9 protein-coding genes are annotated in these 18,654 nt (G+C 66.1%); 4 read left to right on the plus strand and 5 right to left on the minus strand.

What is annotated here, in order from left to right; translation table 11 throughout:
- Nucleotides 1-27 precede the first annotated feature (27 nt).
- Together FHY18_RS18185 and FHY18_RS18190 are read right to left on the minus strand one after the other, a co-directional pair.
- Entirely contained in the window at nt 28-3,882 is a 3,855-nt protein-coding gene (locus tag FHY18_RS18185; protein WP_259157890.1) for a translocation/assembly module TamB domain-containing protein, read from the minus strand.
- Nucleotides 3,879-5,660 (minus strand): autotransporter assembly complex family protein, encoded by a 1,782-nt coding sequence (locus FHY18_RS18190; protein ID WP_259158448.1) that lies wholly within the window; start codon nt 5,658-5,660, stop codon nt 3,879-3,881. Before FHY18_RS18190 ends, FHY18_RS18185 begins: the two co-directional genes overlap by 4 nt.
- A gap of 239 nt (nt 5,661-5,899) precedes the next feature.
- Between FHY18_RS18190 and FHY18_RS18195 the strand changes: the two genes are divergently transcribed.
- Entirely contained in the window at nt 5,900-8,590 is a 2,691-nt protein-coding gene (locus FHY18_RS18195) for a TonB-dependent receptor (protein ID WP_259158456.1), read from the plus strand.
- Between the two features lie 379 nt (nt 8,591-8,969).
- Here FHY18_RS18195 and FHY18_RS18200 read toward each other — a convergent pair whose 3' ends face one another.
- The 3 genes from FHY18_RS18200 to glyQ form a co-directional block, all read right to left on the minus strand.
- Nucleotides 8,970-10,562, minus strand: coding sequence for a tetratricopeptide repeat-containing sulfotransferase family protein (locus tag FHY18_RS18200; RefSeq protein ID WP_259157895.1), 1,593 nt, complete (start codon nt 10,560-10,562; stop codon nt 8,970-8,972).
- Entirely contained in the window at nt 10,562-12,733 is a 2,172-nt protein-coding gene (glyS, locus tag FHY18_RS18205; RefSeq protein ID WP_259157909.1) for a glycine--tRNA ligase subunit beta, read from the minus strand. The genes FHY18_RS18200 and glyS overlap by 1 nt, the downstream gene beginning before the upstream one ends.
- Before the next feature lie 189 nt (nt 12,734-12,922).
- The gene (glyQ, locus tag FHY18_RS18210) at nt 12,923-13,831 is read right to left on the minus strand and encodes a glycine--tRNA ligase subunit alpha (RefSeq protein WP_259157921.1); all 909 of its coding nucleotides are present in this window, start codon (nt 13,829-13,831) and stop codon (nt 12,923-12,925) included.
- Between the two features lie 89 nt (nt 13,832-13,920).
- On the opposite strand from glyQ, the gene FHY18_RS18215 reads away from it, so the two are divergent.
- From FHY18_RS18215 to FHY18_RS18225, 3 genes are all read left to right on the plus strand, one after another.
- Nucleotides 13,921-15,735 (plus strand): GspE/PulE family protein, encoded by a 1,815-nt coding sequence (locus tag FHY18_RS18215; RefSeq protein WP_259157933.1) that lies wholly within the window; start codon nt 13,921-13,923, stop codon nt 15,733-15,735.
- 867 nt (nt 15,736-16,602) lie between these two features.
- Nucleotides 16,603-17,355: a glutamine amidotransferase gene (locus FHY18_RS18220; RefSeq protein WP_259157944.1), complete on the plus strand. Its 753-nt coding sequence runs from the start codon at nt 16,603-16,605 to the stop codon at nt 17,353-17,355.
- A gap of 59 nt (nt 17,356-17,414) precedes the next feature.
- Complete coding sequence (locus tag FHY18_RS18225; protein ID WP_259157951.1) at nt 17,415-18,314, plus strand: BPSS1780 family membrane protein; 900 nt, start codon at nt 17,415-17,417, stop codon at nt 18,312-18,314.
- The last annotated feature ends 340 nt before the right edge of the window (nt 18,315-18,654 follow it).

Consider the following 18,654-nt stretch of genomic DNA (forward strand, 5'->3'; position numbering starts at 1 on the left):
CCGCATCTGGAAACGGAAGCAACGCGCCTACTTCTCCCGCCGCCAGTTCACCGACCCCTTGGTCTCCACCGTGCTGGATTCGGCTTCCACATCGAAGCCGCGGCTGAGCAGGTATTTCAGCGTCAGCACCGAGCCGCCGCCGATCATTGAGACGCCGTAACCGACATACAATTTGGGCGAGAGGTATTTGCCGAAGCCCACCACCGAACCCAGCGTGCTGGATTGGCTGACGCCGGCTTCGTCTAGGCCAAGCTTGGCGCCGATCTGCGAGGCGATCAGGCTGCTGCCGGCCGACAGCGCGGCCGAGGCGGCGCTGACCTGCTGGGTTTCGTCGCTGCTGGCGGTGGACAGGCCGCGGCCGAGCACCAGGTACGACAGCGCTTCGGACTGCGACATCGCCGGCTCGGACCAGACATCGGCGCGTGGCGATTCGGCGCGGCCGCTGACGTCGATACCGGCGGTGACATCGCCGATCTTGCGTTCGGCGCGCAGGCTCACGCGCGGGTCGGAGACGATGTTGTTGTTCCAGGTCAGCTGGCCGCGGCTGATGGTCAGATCCTGGCCATAGGCCTTGTAGCGGCCACGCACATCCAGCCCGCCGTTGGCGGTCATTTCGCGGCCCGGGCGCGCGCGGATCTGCATCTGCCCGCTCAGGCCGCCCTTCAGGCCGAAGCCGCTCATGTTGACCTTGTCGCCAAGCACGATGGCCAGGTCCATATCCAGCAGCGAGGACGGTGCGGCTTCCGGGTCGACCGGGTCCAGCACCACCACGTCTTCGGACACCGAGGTGCCGCGATCCAGGCGCTCCAGATCGATATCGGCTTCGGGCACGGTGACCTTGCCGCGCAGTTGCATGGTGTTGTCGGTGATGCCGAACTGCATGTCCGGGTTGGCGATGATGCGCAACTCGCTGGTGTTGTACGCCAGCACGTTATTGCCGCGGATATTCAGCAGCAGCGGCGTGCTGGTACCGAACCACGACAACCCGCCATCGACGGTGAGCGTGCCTTCGCCCGATTTGGCCGAGGCGGTGATCTTGGCCGAACCATCGGGCAGCGCGTCGAAACGGCCCTTGCCCTCGCTCAAGGTCAAACCCATCGACGGGTATTCGGCAGTGAAATCGCTCAAGGTGGCATCGCCGCCGAGCAGCGGCTTGTCGCGGGTGCCGCGCAGGCTCACATGGCCTTCGACCAGGCCCTTGGGCCGCACCACATCGGCCACCACCAGCTCCAGCCAGTACAGGCGCGACATGTTGAGATACAGCTCGCCGTTGAGCGGCGCGTACGCGTCCCAGCCGGTGTTGAACTTGGCATCGACAAAGCCTGCGCCCTGGAAGCCGATACCGAGCTTGGCCTGGATCTGCTGCTGGGTGAAATCGGCCTGCACGCTGAACTGGTCGTAGCGCAACAACTCGCCGCGATTGGGGTTGCCGGCCACGGCGGCGTAGCGGGTTTCGCCCAGGCGGATGCCGCCTTCGGGCGAGGCGATGCGCAGGCTGCCTTCCCATGCATTGCCGCGCGGTTTGAAGCTGCCGTCCAGCGACAGCTCGCCACGCAGATAGATCTGGCGGCCTTCCTGCTTGGGCAACCACGGCTGCACCAGCGACAGCGGCAAGGCATCGCCATGCACCACCATGCCCTCGCGTGGCCAGTTGGCGCTGGCGCACAGCGCGCCGCCGGTGGCTGCGCCCAGGCAGGTGTCGGACAAGGTGAAGGCCGCGCCATCGGTACTGAACTGCGCCGGCTGGCGCAGCGCCCAGGCATCGCCCTTGGCCGGCGCGATCCGCAACGTGGCGACCTGCCCCTGCCAGCGCTCGCCAGCGCGGCGGACATCGCCCTGCAGCGCGACGCTGGCCATGCTGTTGGCGATATCGGCATCCAGACGCAGCGCTTCCACCGCGCCGCGTGCCTGCACCCGCACGCTGTCCAGCACCACGCCGGCTTCGATCGCAGTGCCCTGCAACGCCAGTTGCCCATCGCTGCCGCGCCATGGCAGGCGCCCACGCAGGCTGATGTTTTGCGCGCTGTAGGTGTCCCAGCGCAGGCCGTTGCCGGCGATGTCGGCGGTGATGTCCGGGGCATCGCGGCGGCCGCTGACCTGCAGCTGCCCGCGCACGGTGCCGGTGGCGCCGGGCAACACGTCGTCCAGTTGCAGCGGCTGCAACTGCGCGGCGATCTCCAGCTGGTCGCCGACCTTGCCCTTGGCGGTGATGCGGCTATTGCCCAGCGACAGCTGCAATTGGCCTTCGCCCTGTTCGCCACGCAAGGCGAACTTGCCGTTGGCCGACAGCGCGCGCTGACGCAGCTGGCCGGTCAGGGTCGGGATATCCGCCGTGGCTTCGAAACCCGGCGATACGCCACCGGCCGGTGCCGGCAGCTGACGGCCCTTGGAGGCGATCTTGCCGGAGAGGTTGCCGTTCCAGCCCGGCGCGAAATAGCCCGGGTCGAACTTGGCCAGCTGCGCGGTGACATCCCACTGCAGCTCCGGGGCCCAGCCCACTTCGCCGGTGACATCCAGCGAGCCGCCCGGCGTGGTGGCCTGCACCTGCTTGAGCTGCGCACGCTGATCGTTGCCGCGGCTGTCGAACACCAGCGCGGCCTGCTGGCCGTCGCGCTCCACGCTGGCGCGGCCGATCGCGGCCCAGGCTTTCAGCGTGCCGGCCACGCCCAGGCGCGCGTCGATCAATTCCACCGGCACCACCGGCGCATCGGGGGTGGCCGGGTCGGGCGTGGGCGTGAAGCGCAGGCCCCTGGCATTGACCGCAAAGCGGAAGCTCGGATTTTGGGCATCGCGGAAATCGGCGGTGCCGCGCAGCTGGGTGCGGCCTTCGAAGGTGTCGATCACCAACGGTTCGACCGTCAACACCTGCTCCTGCAGGCTGATGTGCGACGGCTGCAAGGTGGCGCTCAGCTCGCCCTGTTTGACGCTGCCCTGCAGGTCGGCATTGCCGCCCTTGCCGGAGGCCTGCAGGTTCAGTGCGATCGGTGTGGCCGGAGCGGCGTACTGCCCGTTGCTGGCCGGCATCAGCAGCGAGGTATCCAGTGCCTCGGTGACGGCCTTGAACGCCCAGGTCGGGTCGTCGCGGCCGGTGAACACCAGGCTGGCCTGCAGCGGGGCTGGGGCACGGCCGGCGATGGCCACTTCCATCTTGTCCAGGTCACCGCGCGCGACCAGGCCCAGGCTGGCCGGCGTGCGACCACGCGCGGCCGGCAGCACTGCGGTGGCGGTGAGATCGGCGTGGTAATCGTCGTTGGGGATGTAATCGCCATGCAGGCGAAAATCGCCCATGTCGGTATCGATCACCAGCCCGCGTGTGCGCAGTTCGCCGGTCGCCACTTCCAGCCCGCCCTGCATCTTGTGCAGCACGATCATCGGCTGCTGCAGCTGGGTGATACGCAGGTTGTCCACTGCAATCTTGTCGGCCTGGATCGCCAGCGGCACCTCGATCTGCGGCAGCGATTCGGGCCAGCTGGGGAGCTTGAACGGTTCGTCGCTCTTGCCCAGGTTCAAGGTGGCGTTGCTGACCTGCACCGCATCCAGCTGCAGCTTGCGCCCCAGTAGCGGGCGCAGGTCCGGCTCCAGATACACGCGCTCGGCAGTGAAGTGGATGTCCTGATATTTGAAATCGACATTGCGCAAGGTCAGCGGGCCGGCGACCGGGCCTTCGACGCTGCCGTAAGTGAAGCTGGCACCCACCGGCAGGCGCGCAACCACCTGCGCCAGCAACACGTCGCGCCCGGCCACGGTCTGCAGCAACCAATAGATCGCGATCAAGGCCAGTAGCACCAGCCCGAGCACGGTCAGCCCCGAGCCCACCCAGAACCGGCGACGACGATAGAAACGCGCGCGGCGCGGTGCGGAGGGCGGCGTGGGTGTGCTCACAGGTTGGCCCCGATATCGATGTAGAGCTGGAACTGCGAGTCGGGATCGTTCAAGCCGTGTGCAATGTCCACGCGCACCGGTCCCACCGGCGAGCGCCAACGCAGACCGAAGCCGATACCGGTATGCCAGTCGGGCCGGTCGTCGAAGGCGCTGCCGCTATCGACAAATACTGCCCCGCCCCATGGGCCGCCCTTCAAGTAATGCTCGTACTCGGCACTGGCGGTGACCACGTTCTTGGCACCCAGCGCAAATTCGTCCGGCTTGGGCGTGCGTGGGCCGACTTCGCGGAAGGCATAGCCGCGAATGCTGTTGGCGCCGCCGGCAAAGAAGCGCAGGCTGGGCGGCATCGCCACCAGATCGCTGGTCCAGGTGGTGCCGCCTTCGCCGCGCAGGATCACCCGCCCGTTGTCTCCGGCACCGAGGAACCAGCGCAGCTGGCCATAGAGCTGGCCGAAGTTGGTGTCCGAGCCGGCACCTTCGGCGCCACCACGGATCAGCGCCTGGCCCGACACACCGCTGCGCGGAAACAGCCGGTCGTCGACATTGACGTAGTTGGCCTGCAGCTGCGGATAGATCAGCGTGGAGGTTTCGTACACCGCGCCTTCGAAGTCGTTGCCGCTGCTGAACCGCCAGCGCTCGCGCAAGGCATTGATCGAAGCGATGGCGCTCCAGCGCTCGTTGATCTGGCCGCTGCGGCTGCCGGTGAGTTTGACGTTGCGCAGGTCGATGTAGTCGGTCTGCTCGTCGTACAGGCGCGCCGAGGCGGTATACCAGCCATCGAGCCAGCGGAACGCCGGTACCCGGTAGCTGGTGGTCAGGCTCTTGCGGTTCTGCGCGTAGTCCAGCTGCGTGTCCATCTTGTGGCCGCGCGAATTCACATAGCGCCGCTCCACCCCGCCGCGCACACCGGCCCCGCTCTCGCTGCCGTAGCTCAGGCCCGAGGTATACACGGTGCGCTTGGCGCGGGTGAGCTTGACGTCCACCGGCACGCGGCCATCGGCGTCGGCTTCTTCGGGCTTGGGCTGGATGTCGATGGTGCTGAAGTAATCCAGCTTGGTCAGCGACTCGCGCAGCCGATCCAGCTTGCCTTCGTGGTAGTAGCTGCCCTCGTCCCAGTACACCAGCGGGTCGAACAGGCCATCGCGAAAGTAGTCGTAGTCGAAGCGCACCTTGCCCATGTCGTAGCGGCGGCCGCTGTCCCAGTTCAGGTCGATGTCGGCCGCGTGTTCGGCGCGCGTCACCGCCACCCGGCGCTGGGTGAAATCGGCATCGAAGTATCCGCGCTCGGCCAGCCGCCGGGTGATGCGCACCTTGCTGGCTTCGTATTGCGGATGACTGAAGACCTGGCCTTCGCGCGGCTCGAACTGCTTGAGGTCCTGCCCCAGATAGCGGTCCTGCTCGGCCCAGCCGGTGATGGAGATATGCGAGGTGCGCACCCGCACCGGCTCGCCACGGTTCACAGTGATCACCACCGTCACCCGGTCGCCGTTGCGCGGCGCGGCCAGTTCGATGGTGGGCGAATAGTAGCCGAACGGCTCCAGCGCCTCGCGCGTCTGCCGCTCGGCCTGCGCCAGCAGGTACTCCAGTCGCGACTCGCCCTGCTCCTTACCGACGGCCTCGTACAGAGACAGGGAGACCTCGATGTTCTCGATCATCTCGGCATCGTCGCCGTCGTCCAGGCCCTTGATCTCGATCTTGTCGATGGTCGCCCGGGCAATCGCTTGCAGCGGAACGAACAGGGTGCACAGCAGGGAGAGAGCAAACGCGGCTTTAAGCATCGGCAAAGGATACCCAGCCTGGGCGTGAAGGGACAAAAAATCTGAAGAAACACGCCTATACGGCAGCGGACGGAACTAGGTACAGTCGGTACGTTGTTAACGTTTCGTTGACACCCATTGCGTGCGGACCCCCGATTGCCGCGCGCCCGTTCATACCTTTGGAGAGAGAGGTGCGTTTCATGAAGCGTCATTTACTGGTTACGGCGGTCTGCACCGCACTGACCATGCCATCGCTTGCCATGGCACAGGATCGAGGTGAAGTCACTCAACTGGACAAGGTGACGGTGACAGGGTCGTTGATCCCCCGTTCCCAGGTCGAAACCGCAACCCCGGTGTTCTCGATCACCGCCCAGGACATCCAGCGCCGCGGCTTCAAGGACGTCTACGACGTGCTGCGCTCGCAACCGATGGCGACCGGCTCGGTGCAGGATGGCCAGTTCAGCGGAGGATTCACCGCCGGCGCCAAGTCGCTGAGCCTGCTCGGCCTGGATCCCGGCTTCACCCTGGTGCTGATCGACGGCCGGCCGATGGCCGACTACCCGCTGCTGTACAACGGGCAGAGCAACTTCGTCGATCTGGCCAGCGTGCCGGTGGGCATGGTCGAGCGCATCGACGTGGCGCCCGGTAACCAGTCCTCGATCTACGGCTCCAGCGCAATCGCCGGTGTGGTCAACATCATCCTGAAAAAGCGCATGGACGGCGTGCAGATGAATTACCGCATGGGCACCTATGACGGCGGTGGCGGCAACAACCAGCGCTTTCAGCTGACCGGCGGCAACGAGATCGGCGGCGCCAACATCGTGTGGGGCCTGCAGCTCAACAACCAGGATCCGATCTACGGCTATCAGCGCCGCGATTTCGATTCCACCAGCGACAATCCGGACCCGACCCTGCGTTATGGCTCACGTATCGCCTTGCATAACCTCCCAACCACCTACATCGACCCGGGCGCCGAAAATTGTGCTGCATTGGGACCGCTGTTCAATGGCTCGGTGCAGTACGACAACCGCGCCAACCGCGGCAATTTCTGCAGCAGCCGCACCGAGCCGGGTTACGCCAGCATCCTCAACAAGGAGCGCAGCGCCAGCGGCTATGCCAACCTGAGCTATGCCTTCAACGACAACGTCGAGCTGTACTCGACCCTGCTGCTCAATCGCACCAAGGTCGAGGTCAATAGTGGACCCCGCTTCTGGCAGACCTCGTCCGATACCGGTGGTTTTTTCTACAACGGGGATAGCCAGCAGCTCGAAAGCTATCAACGCATCTTTGCGCCGGAAGAAACCGGCAATCAGAACTTCAACAACGACCGCCAGACTGCCGACTCCTACAACATCGCGCTCGGCCTGAAAGGCGGCCTGGGTGCCAGCAACTGGACCTACGATACGTATTACGCACGCTCGGAATATCGCATCGAAAGCCGCCAGCAGTGGCCGCTCGCCGACCGTATCGAAGATTTTTTCCGCGAACAGTTCCTTGGCGCTCCGCAGGGCGAGTACTACGGCTACCCGATTTATTCGCCCAACGATGCCAACTTCTACCGCGCATTGACGCCGGCGCAGTACCGCAGCTTCAACGACGAAATCCGCACCAAGTCCAGGACCTGGACCCAGAACGTGAACCTGCAACTGACCAACACCGAGTTGTTCAACATGCCGGCCGGTGCGGTCGGCATCGCCGGCGTGTTGCAGGCAGGTAATCAGTACTGGACCAACCCGACCGACCAGCGCGTGATCGCCGGCGACTTCTATCAGCTGACCGGCACCCAGGGCAGCGGCAAGCGTGAGAACTGGGCGGCGGCGTTCGAAATGCGCGTGCCGATCCTGAGCACCCTCACGGCCAATCTGTCGGGCCGTTACGACGACTACAAGAACCAGGGCGGCGGTGGCGATTCCAAGTTCACCTATAAGGCCGCGCTGGAATTCCGTCCGATCGATTCGCTGCTGTTCCGCGGCAACTACGCCACCGCGTTCAAGGCACCGGACATGGCGTTCTCGTTCGCTGGCGACAGCGGCTTCTTCCAGGGCGTCAACGACTACTACCGCTGCGCGGTCGAAGAACCCGGCGTGCCGATCGCCGACTGCACCTATTCCGGCACCAGCATCCAGGGCCGTCGGTCCGGCAATGCGGATCTGCAGTCGATCACCGCCAAATCCTGGGGCGCCGGCGTGGTGTGGTCGCCGAGCGCACGCTTCAGCGTCAATGCCGATTACTACAACATCAAGATCGATGACAAGGTCAGCGACCTGAGCACCGATGCGTTGCTGCAGAACGAATCGGCCTGCCGGCTCGGCGCCCTGGACATCAACTCGCCAACCTGCGTCGACGCGCTGTCGCGCATCGATCGCACCGCCGCCGATGCGCCGGTACCCAATCGCCTGAGCAATGTCCGCATCAACCCGGTCAATATTTCCAACGAGGAAATCTCCGGCGTGCTGACCAAGGCGACCTACAACCTGGCCACCGAGTCGTGGGGCCTGTTTGTGTTCGACGCGCAATACAACCTGACGCTCAAGCACGAAAGTCAGCAGTTCCCGCAAGACCCGGTGCGCGACCTGCTGAGCGAGCCGTTCTTCTCTTCCGAGTTCCGCAGCATCACCAATGCCTCGATCACCTGGCAGAAGGATGCGTGGACCACCACCTTGTTCGGCCAGTGTTACGGCCGTACGCCCAACTTCACCGCGGGCCAGAGCACCGATGGCTATGCAGTGGAAGGGGCGCGCAAGGTTGGCGCCTGGACCACGTTCAATGCGACGCTGGACTATGCGATCAACGACGACATCTCGCTGACGGCCACCGTCAACAACCTGGCCGATACCCGTCCGCCGCGAGATCGCACCTACACCAGTTACCCCTACTACAACATCTTCAACTACACCGGCTACGGCCGTTCCTACATGCTGGAATTGAACTGGCGCTTCGGCGCGCAGTGAGTCATTGGTTGTGACCAACGACCGGCAGTCAGCATGACTGCCGGTCTTCTTTGCTGCAGGACCATCGACGTAGATGCGTCTGGACCGGACCCAAGCGCAGCGACCAACATCGACTGAACGCCGTGTCGATGGACTCCAGGTGCTGGTCGCGTTGGTCTTGGCAGAGATGTCCAGGCACGTGGGCGAGGGCGCGATGCCCTCACCGCTTGCAGGACATGCCGTGCGCCTATCCGCGTAAGTTCTTGCGCGGCATCCATTCCGCCACAGGGTCCGGCAAGTCGCGAAAACATCGCATCTGCCGACGTGGTGACGTGCTGACGGGGATCAAACCGCAGGCCGTATCCACACGACGGTGAACGCGCTCGTTGGTCAGCCGCTCCTAGAGCGTAGCGTTTGTTTCGATCATGCCTGCACGCAGCAAGGCCTGCCTCAGCGGCTCCAGTTGCGTTGCGTAGCGGCGCCACGCTTCCACATTGCGCCCATGCACACCTTCGCGCACCTGCACGCTGCTTAGCGTGGCCGACGCTGCGGCATTGCGGGTGATGTCGATCTGCCCCGGCTCTATCGCCAACCCGCAGCGCCTCATCAACTGCTCCAGCACCGCAGACGGATCGCGCACCATCTGCGCATAGTCCACATCGATCACCCGGCCCGGGAGCGCGGCACGCCAGTGCGCCATCAGGCCGTGATACGCCTGGTAATGCCGCGCCAGGGTTTGCAGGTCGTAGCTGTAGGCATAGGAATCGCCGAACAGCGCGCGATAGTTGGAAAAACACACCGCCATCGGCTCGCGCACCAGATGCACGATCAGCGCGCCCGGCAAGGCACGTGCAATCGGCCCGATCGCCACCGCGTTGGCAGGCAACTTGTCGATGTACCAGCGGGCCGACCCGGCGCGCCACTGCGTCTGCTCCAGATAGCGCTGCCCGACCTGTGCGTAGTCCAGCGTGGGCAGCGCCTGCAACAGGCCTGCATCCAGCAGGCTTCGCCCGGCCTGGTCCGCGCCCCAGCGCAACTGATGGCCGAAGTCGCTCAGCTCGCCCGCAGCGACAATCTGCGAATGGTTGCCCAGCATGCGCTCGAGCACCGTGGTGCCCGAGCGTGGCAGGCCAAGCACGAAGATGGGTTGCGGGCCGTGTGCAACGTCGGCCGGCTGGGCTGCGAACACCCTCTGATCGGCCAAGGCGCCCAATTGCGCGTACAGCGATGCCTCGGCCTGGGCATCGTGGCGCAAGCGTGCGTGCATGACCGCATTGCCCTGTTGCAGCGCATCCCAGGCGGCATCGGTATCGCCGAGGTCCTCCAGCTCCTTGTACAGCGCGAACGCCAGCCCGGCACGGTCTTCGCTCCCGGGAGCGGAGCGCTGCAACTGCTGGCGCAGCGCCGCGACATGGTTATCGCTCGTACTCTGGCGACGCAAGCGTGCACGCGTCAGCGCCGCGCGGCCGTAGCCGGGCTTCTGCGCCAGGGTCTGTTCCAGCGCCTGCGCGGCCGCGTCCAGATGCCCGTTGAACTGCAATTGCACGGCAAGGAAAAAGCGGAAATCCGCGCCATCGAATCCGCAGGCCTGCGCGCGCTGCATCATCGCCAGTGCCTCGGGATGTTCGCCCAGGGATTGGTGTACGTGCGCCAGCAAGGCCAGCGTTGCGCCATCGCCACACTGCAGCACCGATGGATGCCGCAGCAGCGCATGCAACGGTCGATGTTCGCCGACGCGCAGCAGCGCCTGTGCCACACGGCAACGCAGCGTCACATCCTTGCCCAGATCGCGCGCGGCCAGGCGTAGCTGGGTGACCGCCTCGCGCATCCTGCCGCTCGCCAGCACGGTGCCGGCCAACAGCACACGGGCCGACACATGCGTCGGCTCCAGCGCCAACACCGCCTGCAACGCCGCCGCCGCTGCGGGCATGTCGCGGCGTGCCAGCGCAGCCTGGGCACTGTGCCACTGCGTCGCGCCGGCAGCGGTGGACATCAGCTGGACAGATGCTCGATGGCGGCAACGCTGCCGAGGCGGTCGCCGAGCTTCTTCAGCAGCGCCAGACGGTTGGCACGCAGCTGGGGGTCTTCGGCGTTGACCATCACGCCATCGAAGAACGCATCCACCTGCGGGCGCAGGCGGGCCAGGCGCGCGAGCACGGCAACGTAGTCGTGGCGGTGCAACGCATCGCCAGTGTCGCCGATGGCCGCTTCCACCGCTTCGGCCAGGGCTTCCTCGGCCGGTTCGCGCAGCAGCGTGGTGTCGATGTCGCCGGGGATCTCGCCCTCGACCTTGCGCAGGATGTTGCGGATGCGCTTGTTGGCCGCGGCCAGGGCTTCGGCTTCGGGCAGCATGGCGAAGATGCCGATCGCATCGATGCGGCGGTCGAAGTCGTAGAGCGATGCCGGCCTCAGTTCTGCGACGGCGTTGAAGTGGGTGGCGGGGACGCCCTTGTCGGCGTAGTAGCCGCGTAGGCGGTCGAGGATGAAGTCGTAGACCTCAGCGAGATCCTTATTCGTAAAACTAGATTCACCCAAGTGCGAAACCTCGACCTTCACACCTTTTGATGCGGCGGTCATAGCAGCGTCGGTCTTTCGGGTAGCCGCTACGTCGGCGATGCCTTCATTGACGCGAGAGTACGCATCATGAATTAGGTTCTTCAAATCCAGATCAAACCCACTCTCAATCACGGTCCGCGCCAACCCCAACGCATTACGCCGCAACGCAAACGGATCCTTGTTGCCGGTCGGTTTCAATCCAGCCGCGAACCCACCGGCCAACGTATCCAGACGCTCGGCAATCGCCAGCACCTTGCCCAACGGCGACAGCGCGATGTCGTCGCCGGCAAAACGCGGCTGGTAAGCCTCGTCGATGGCCAGCGAAATCTCACTGGGCTCACCGGCGGCCTTGGCGTAATGGCGGCCGGCAATGCCCTGCAATTCCGGGAATTCATTGACCATGCGCGATTGCAGATCGTTCTTGGCCAGTTCCGCGGCGCGACGCGCCTGCACTGGATCGGCACCGACCTGCGGTGCGATCGCCTCGGCCAGTGCCGCCACGCGCGCCACCTTGTCGGCCACGCTGCCCAGCTTGGCCTGGTAGGTGACGCTGGCCAGACCCGCGCCCATCGCCTCCAGCCCCTGCTTGAGGTCTTCGTCGAAGAAGAACTTGGCATCGGCAAAACGCGGACGGATCACCCGCTCGTAGCCCTTGGCCACTTCGGCCACGTCCCTGGAGACGATATTGGCGATGCCGATGAACTGCTCGGTCAACTTGCCGCCGTCATCCAGAACCGGGAAGAACTTCTGGTTGATCTCCATGGTTTCGATCAGCGCTTCCTGCGGTACCGCCAGGAACTCGCGCTCGAAACTGCACAGCACCGCCGACGGCCATTCCACCAGGTTGACTACCTGCTCCAGGTTGTCGTCGCTGATACGCGCGCTGCCGCCGGCCTGCCTGGCGGCCGCTTCGACCTCTTCGATGATGCGCGTGCGGCGTGCATCGGCATCCACCAGCACATGCGCGCTGCGCAATGCGTCGATGTAATCGCCCGGCACTGCCAACGATACCTCGCCCTCATGCATGAAGCGGTGGCCACGGCTGACGCGGTCGCCACGCACGCCCAGCAATTCGGCCGGAATCACCTCGTTGCCGAACAGCAGCACCAGCCACTGCACCGGCCGCGCGAAGGCGTATTCGTGTGCGCCCCAGCGCATCGGCTTGGGGATCGGCATTGCGGCGATCGCCTCGCGCAGAATGTCGGGCAGCAGGTCGGCAGTGCGCGCACCCGGCGTCACCGCGCGATGCACGAAGCGCTCGCCCTTGGCATCGCTGGTGCGCTCCAGTGCGGTCCAGTCGATTCCGGCCTTGGCGGCGAAACCGGCCAGCGCCTTGGTCGGCTTGCCCTCGGCGTCGAGGGCGATGTTGAGATACGGGCCCAGCACTTCGGAGCGCTGCTCCGGCTGCTCGGTGGCCACGCCCGGCAGCAGCACCGCCAGGCGGCGCGGCGTGGACAGCGGCTTGGCGTCGCCACGGGCGACGGCGACGCCGCGCTTTTCCAGACCGGCCAGCACGCCATCGAAGAAGGCCTGCGCCAGGCCCGGCAGCGCCTTGACCGGCAGCTCTTCGGTGCCCAGTTCGATCAGCAGGGGAAGGTGTTCGCTCATATCAGGTGAACCTTGGCTTATGTCCCTTCTGCCATCAACGGACGAAGGTGACTGGAGAATGTCCTTCTCCCGCTGGCGGGAGAAGGTGGCGCGCCGCGCCGGATGAGGGTCGTGCCAAGACGGCGGAGACGTACTGCCCCCATCCGCCCTGCGGGCACCTTCCCCCGCCAGCGGGGGAAGGACACAGCATCAGCGTTTGACGCCGGGAAAGCCCAGCTTCTCGCGTTGTGCGTAATACGCCTGCGCCACGCCCTGCGCCAGCGCGCGCACGCGCAGGATGTAGCGCTGGCGTTCGGTCACGCTGATCGCGCGGCGCGCATCCAGCAGGTTGAACGCGTGGCTGGCCTTGGTGACCTGCTCGTACGCCGGCAGCGGCAGGCCGACCTCGACCAGGTGCCTGGCCTCGGCCTCGCAGGCGTCGAAGCGGTGGAACAGCTCGGCCACATTGGCATGTTCGAAGTTGTAGGCGCTCTGCTCCACCTCGTTCTGGTGATAGACATCGCCGTAGCTCACCGGCGCGCCATCCGGGCCGTAGGTCCACACCAGGTCGTAGACGTTGTCGCAGCTCTGCAGGTACATGCACAGCCGTTCCAGCCCGTAGGTGATCTCGCCCAGTACCGGCTTGCACTCCAGGCCGCCGGCCTGCTGGAAGTAGGTGAACTGGGTCACTTCCATGCCGTTGAGCCAGACTTCCCAGCCCAGGCCCCAGGCGCCGAGCGTCGGCGATTCCCAGTTGTCCTCGACAAAGCGCAGGTCGTGCACCAGCGGGTCGATGCCCAAGGCCTTGAGCGAGCCCAGGTACAGGTCCTGGATATTGTCCGGGTTGGGCTTCATCGCCACCTGGTACTGGTAGTAGCGCTGCAGGCGGTTGGGGTTTTCGCCGTAGCGGCCGTCGGTGGGGCGGCGCGAGGGCTGCACGTAGGCCGCATTCCACGGCTCCGGTCCCAGCGCGCGCAGGAAGGTGGCCGGATGGAACGTGCCCGCACCCACTTCCAGGTCCAATGGCTGGATCAGCACGCAGCCCTGATCGGCCCAGTACTGGTTGAGGGTCTGGATCAGGCCCTGGAACGTGATTGGAACGCGGCGGGAATCGGACATGCAGCAAGGGCCGTGCGAAAGGGGTGCGCTAGTATACCGGCCGACCCGCAGCGCTTTGCCGCGGAACACCGCTGCAGGGGAAACAAGCGATGGAACAGCGGCGTACGGCCGATCCAGAGGGTGCGGTGGCGATCCTGCCGCGCGGACGACTGATGTTCGACCCGGTGGCCGCCGCCTTGCTGGCCGACGGGATGGTGGTGCCGCACGAACACGAGCGCGTGCAGTTCTCCGCCGCCGGGGTGCGCAACGCCAGCGAGGTGCATCCGCTGGTGCTGCTGGCCAATCTCAAGCTGCATGCCGCGCAGGCGCCGGCCGGCGAGCTGGGCCTGGAACGGCTGACCGAATGGCTGGCCACGCGCACCGGCCTGCGCTACCTGCGCATCGACCCAACCCGCATCGATGTGGCCGCGGTCACCGGCGTGGTCTCGCATGCCTACGCGCGCCGCCACCGCATCCTGCCGCTGGCGCTGGATGCCGAACGCGTGCTGATCGCCACCAGCGAGCCGCTGGCGCTGGACTGGCTGGCCGACGTGCAGCACCTGAGCCGTCGCCGCGTCGAACTGGCGCTGATCAACCCGCTGGACCTGCATCGCTACACGATGGAGTTCTTCGGCGTGACCCAGTCGGTGCGCGGCGCGCGTGGCGATGCACGCGGCGCGGAGTCGAGCTCGGGCCTGCCTAGTTTCGAACAGCTGGTGGAACTGGGCCGCGCCGGCGATGTCAACGCCGACGACCACCACATCGTGCATATCGTCGACTGGCTGCTGCAGTACGCCTACGAACAGCGGGCCAGCGACATCCATCTGGAGCCGCGTCGCGAGGCCGGGCGCATGCGTTTCCGTATCGACGGGGTGCTGCACAAGGTGCTGGAAGTGCCGCCATCGGTGATGACTGCGGTAGTCAGCCGCATCAAGGTGCTCGGCCGCATGGACCTGGCCGAGCGCCGCCGCCCGCAGGACGGCCGCATCAAGACCCGTTCGCCGGGCGGGCGCGAGGTGGAAATGCGCCTGTCCACCATGCCCACCGCCTTCGGCGAGAAGTGCGTGATGCGCATCTTCGACCCGGATTCGGCATTCAAGAGCATCGAACAACTCGGCTTCAGCCCGGAAGAGGCCGCCGGCTGGAGCGCGCTGGTCGAGCGCCCGCACGGCATCGTGCTGGTCACCGGCCCCACCGGCTCGGGCAAGACCACCACGCTGTACTCCACGCTCAAGCGCCTGGCCACGCCGGATGTGAACGTGTGCAGCGTGGAAGACCCGATCGAAATGATCGCGCCGGAATTCAACCAGATGCAGGTGCAGCAGAACATCGACCTGGATTTCGCCAGCGGCGTGCGTACGCTGCTGCGCCAGGACCCGGACATCATCATGATCGGCGAAATCCGCGACCTGGAAACCGCGCAGATGGCGGTGCAGGCCTCGCTGACCGGGCATCTGGTGCTGTCGACGCTGCACACCAACGACGCCGCCTCGGCGATCACCCGTTTGCTGGACCTGGGCGTGCCGCATTACCTGGTCGCCTCCACGCTCAACGGCGTGCTCGCGCAGCGGCTGGTGCGCACCCTGTGCGTGCATTGCAAGCGCCCGCACACGCTCAGCGACGACGACTGGTCGGCGATCCGCGAGCCGGGCGAAGCGCTGCCGGAAGTGCTCAACGTGCACGCGCCGGTCGGCTGTCTTGAATGCCGCCGCACCGGCTATCTCGGCCGCGTGGGCCTGTACGAATTGCTGCCGGTGAGTCCGCGGTTGCGCAGCCTGATCCGCGCCGACACCGACCTGGCCAGCTTCAGCCAGGCCGCACGCGGCGACGGCCTACGCACGCTGCGCCGCACCGGCCTGGAAAAGGTCGCCGCCGGGCTGACCACCATCGAAGAAGTGCTGTCGGTGCTTCCGCCGCGCGAATAGGCGGGTCATCGCCCGACCGAGCTGGTTTGTGCAGTTCGCAGGCGATCGCCGCGATTCTGGGCAGACCACCCCCGGCGCGGATTGCCTTTGCGAGCGCCAGACGCGGCATGCCGCGACGCACGCTGCGTCCGGGCACGCCTGCACGACCGCTGTCTGGCACGGCGGCGTCCAGGCCGCTGCGCGTAACCGACCAGAACGACCCGATGCAACCACCACACGGCACCCGGCACAGGCTCGGCGCATGTCGCTGGCCTGGAAGGTGCCATGCCCTGCGACCAGACGTAACAGCGCTCCGTCGCCCTCCCGCTCAAGCGCCTTGGGGCATGCCCTGACGGTATCGGCGAGAACCCGGCGGCGGTCCCGTGCGCCCGGCGGCCGCCAGCCGTACAGCCCCAACCAAGCCGTTGAAGAACGCGCAGTTCCCTTGGGGCCGCGTATAGCAGCACTCTGTCCGTCTCACGTTCGAGCGCCCCAAGGCATGCTCCGACAACTGCAAGCGCGAGCGTGCTGCGGCAGACCGGTCGCGCGCCGCCTGCCGGCATCGGTACGGCCGGACCACGCAGCCCTGCAAACCCCAGGACTGCGCGTTGCAGCACCCCGTCGCTCTCCCGTTCAATCATCCCCAGGCATGCTCCAGCTGCAGGGTTGAGGGCGCTACTGCCGTCCAGTCAAGCGCCCGCCTGCCGATATCGGTGATGTGCGACAGCCGCCGGCCACCGTCGTCGCCATTCCATCTACCCGGCCGCGAGGGCATCAGCACATGGCAATCGGCAATCACGCACAGCCTTTGCATTGGGTCCGGACTTGAAAAAAACGCGCCACTGCCGCCTACAATCGGGGGCATCTGTCGTGTCCGGGTTCTCGCGCATGTCCGTTTTGCCGTTCCTGATCATCGAAACCGGCCACCCCGTGCCGGAGATGAAGCGATACGGCCGCTTTCCGCACTGGATCCGTGTGGCGGCCGGGCTGGCCGAGCGCGAGACCGTGGTGATCGATGTCGCCAATGGCGACGACCTGCCAGACCGCGGCCGCTTTGCCGGCATCATCATCAGCGGCTCGGCCGCATTCGTCACCGACCGCGCCGACTGGAGCGAGCGCAGTGCGCAGTGGTTGCGCGACGCCGCCCATGACGGCAAGCCGTTGCTGGGCATCTGCTACGGCCATCAGTTGCTGGCCCACGCGCTGGGCGGCGAGGTCGACTACAACCCGGCGGGGCGCGAGTCCGGCACCATCGCGCTGGAGCTGCACCCGCCGGCCGGGCAGGACCCGTTGTTTGCAGGCCTTCCGGCGCAGTTCCCGGCCCATGCCACCCACCTGCAGACGGTGGTGCGCGCGCCGGACGGCGCCATCGTGCTGGCGCATTCGCGTCAGGACCGTTGCCACGCCTTCCGATGGGGCCGGGCCACCTGGGGCGTACAGTTCCACCCGGAGTTCGCCACCCACCATATGCGCGGCTATGTCCGCGCGCGCGCCGAGTGCATTGCCCGCCACGGTCACTGCGCGCGCACGGTTGCCCGCGAGGTCACCGCCGCCCCGGTCGCCCGCAAGCTGCTGCGCCGGTTCGTGCATCACGCACGCGGCCTGCAAACAGTGAACGCTCATCCCGCCGCGCACACGTAAAAGCAGCGATAATCGCGTCACGCCGGATGGTCCGGCGCGCGTATCGATCCGGAATGGGAATGAGCGAAATTCGCAAGGTGCCGGCATCCGCTGGCGCAGAATGGCTGTTGACCGGTTTCTCGCTGCTGAAGCGGGCGCCGCTGGCGCTTGGCTCGCTGGGGGTGATCTGGAGCGTGGCCGCCTCGCTGGTGGTGTCGCTGTCGGTGCTGGTGCCGCTGCTGGGCCCGGCGCTGCAGTTCCTGCTGGTGCTGGCCGGCCCGTTGTTCATGGGCGGCATGCTGTGGGCAATCCGCGAAGTCGACCAGGGCCGCATCGCCAAGCCATCGCACCTGCTGCACGGCCTGCAGGACGGCCGTGCGCCGCATTTGCTGGTGTCGCTGCTGCCGCAACTGATTGCCGGCCTGCTGCTGGGCGTGCTGCTGCTGGCGATGATTGGCGCCAGCGGGCTGCAGCAGTTGTCCGAGGTGATGCTCAAGATCAACCAGATCAGCCAGTCCGGCGCGCAGCCGGACCCGGTGCAGATCGAGCAGCTTGCGGCCAGCCTGCCGGCTGGCCGCATCCTGTTGTGGCTGCTGCTGACCATCGCCACGTTTGCGGCAATGACATTGGCGCTGTTCGTGATGCCGCCGCAGGTGATGTTCGACCGCAGCACCGGCAGCCACGCACTGCGCGAAAGCCTGCGCGCCAGCCTGCACAACCTGCCGGCCATGCTGGTGTTCTTCGTGCTGGCCTTCATCGCCATCTTCGCGATCTATTTCGCGGTGATGATCGTGGCGCTGATCGTCGGCCTGGTGGCAGGGCAAACGGTGGCGATGTGGCTGGCGCAGCTGCTGCTGATGGCGGTGCTGATGCCGGTGTTCGCCGGCTCGGTCTACGCCGCGTGGAAACAGATGTTTACCCACGAAGGCGCCACCGCCCAGCCCACCCCGCCCTCGCGCCCGGATGTGTTTGCGGCTTGATCCCGCCAAACCGTAGGAGCGCACCCGGGCGCGACGAAGCTTCCCTGGGAAAGCCCCTCGCGCCCGGGTGCGCTCCTACGCAAGTCGATCCATCTGCGCGGGGTCAGTCCGTTTGACCGAGCGCTGCCATCATCCCGCTCCGACGTGCTGGCTATCTAATCCCACGGGTACTGTAGGAGCGCACCCGGGCGCGATGAAGCTTTCCCGGGAACGCCCCTCGCGCCCGGGTGCGCTCCTACGCAGGTCGATCCATCTGCGCGGGGTCAGTCCGTTTGACCGAGCGCTGCCATCATCCCGCTCCGACGTGCTGGCTATCTAATCCCACGGGTACTGTAGGAGC

This window comes from Xanthomonas sp. 3793, from assembly GCF_024806835.1.
GTDB classification, from domain to species: Bacteria; Pseudomonadota; Gammaproteobacteria; order Xanthomonadales; family Xanthomonadaceae; genus Xanthomonas; species Xanthomonas arboricola_F.

Coding starts and splice junctions, on each gene's coding strand:
- FHY18_RS18190 (WP_259158448.1), bottom strand. CDS start 5,660: ATGCTTAAAGCCGCGTTTGCTCTCTCCCTGCTGTGCACCCTGTTCGTT.
- FHY18_RS18195 (WP_259158456.1), top strand. CDS start 5,900: ATGGCACAGGATCGAGGTGAAGTCACTCAACTGGACAAGGTGACGGTG.
- FHY18_RS18200 (WP_259157895.1), bottom strand. CDS start 10,562: ATGTCCACCGCTGCCGGCGCGACGCAGTGGCACAGTGCCCAGGCTGCG.
- glyS (WP_259157909.1), bottom strand. CDS start 12,733: ATGAGCGAACACCTTCCCCTGCTGATCGAACTGGGCACCGAAGAGCTG.
- glyQ (WP_259157921.1), bottom strand. CDS start 13,831: ATGTCCGATTCCCGCCGCGTTCCAATCACGTTCCAGGGCCTGATCCAG.
- FHY18_RS18215 (WP_259157933.1), top strand. CDS start 13,921: ATGGAACAGCGGCGTACGGCCGATCCAGAGGGTGCGGTGGCGATCCTG.
- FHY18_RS18220 (WP_259157944.1), top strand. CDS start 16,603: ATGTCCGTTTTGCCGTTCCTGATCATCGAAACCGGCCACCCCGTGCCG.
- FHY18_RS18225 (WP_259157951.1), top strand. CDS start 17,415: ATGAGCGAAATTCGCAAGGTGCCGGCATCCGCTGGCGCAGAATGGCTG.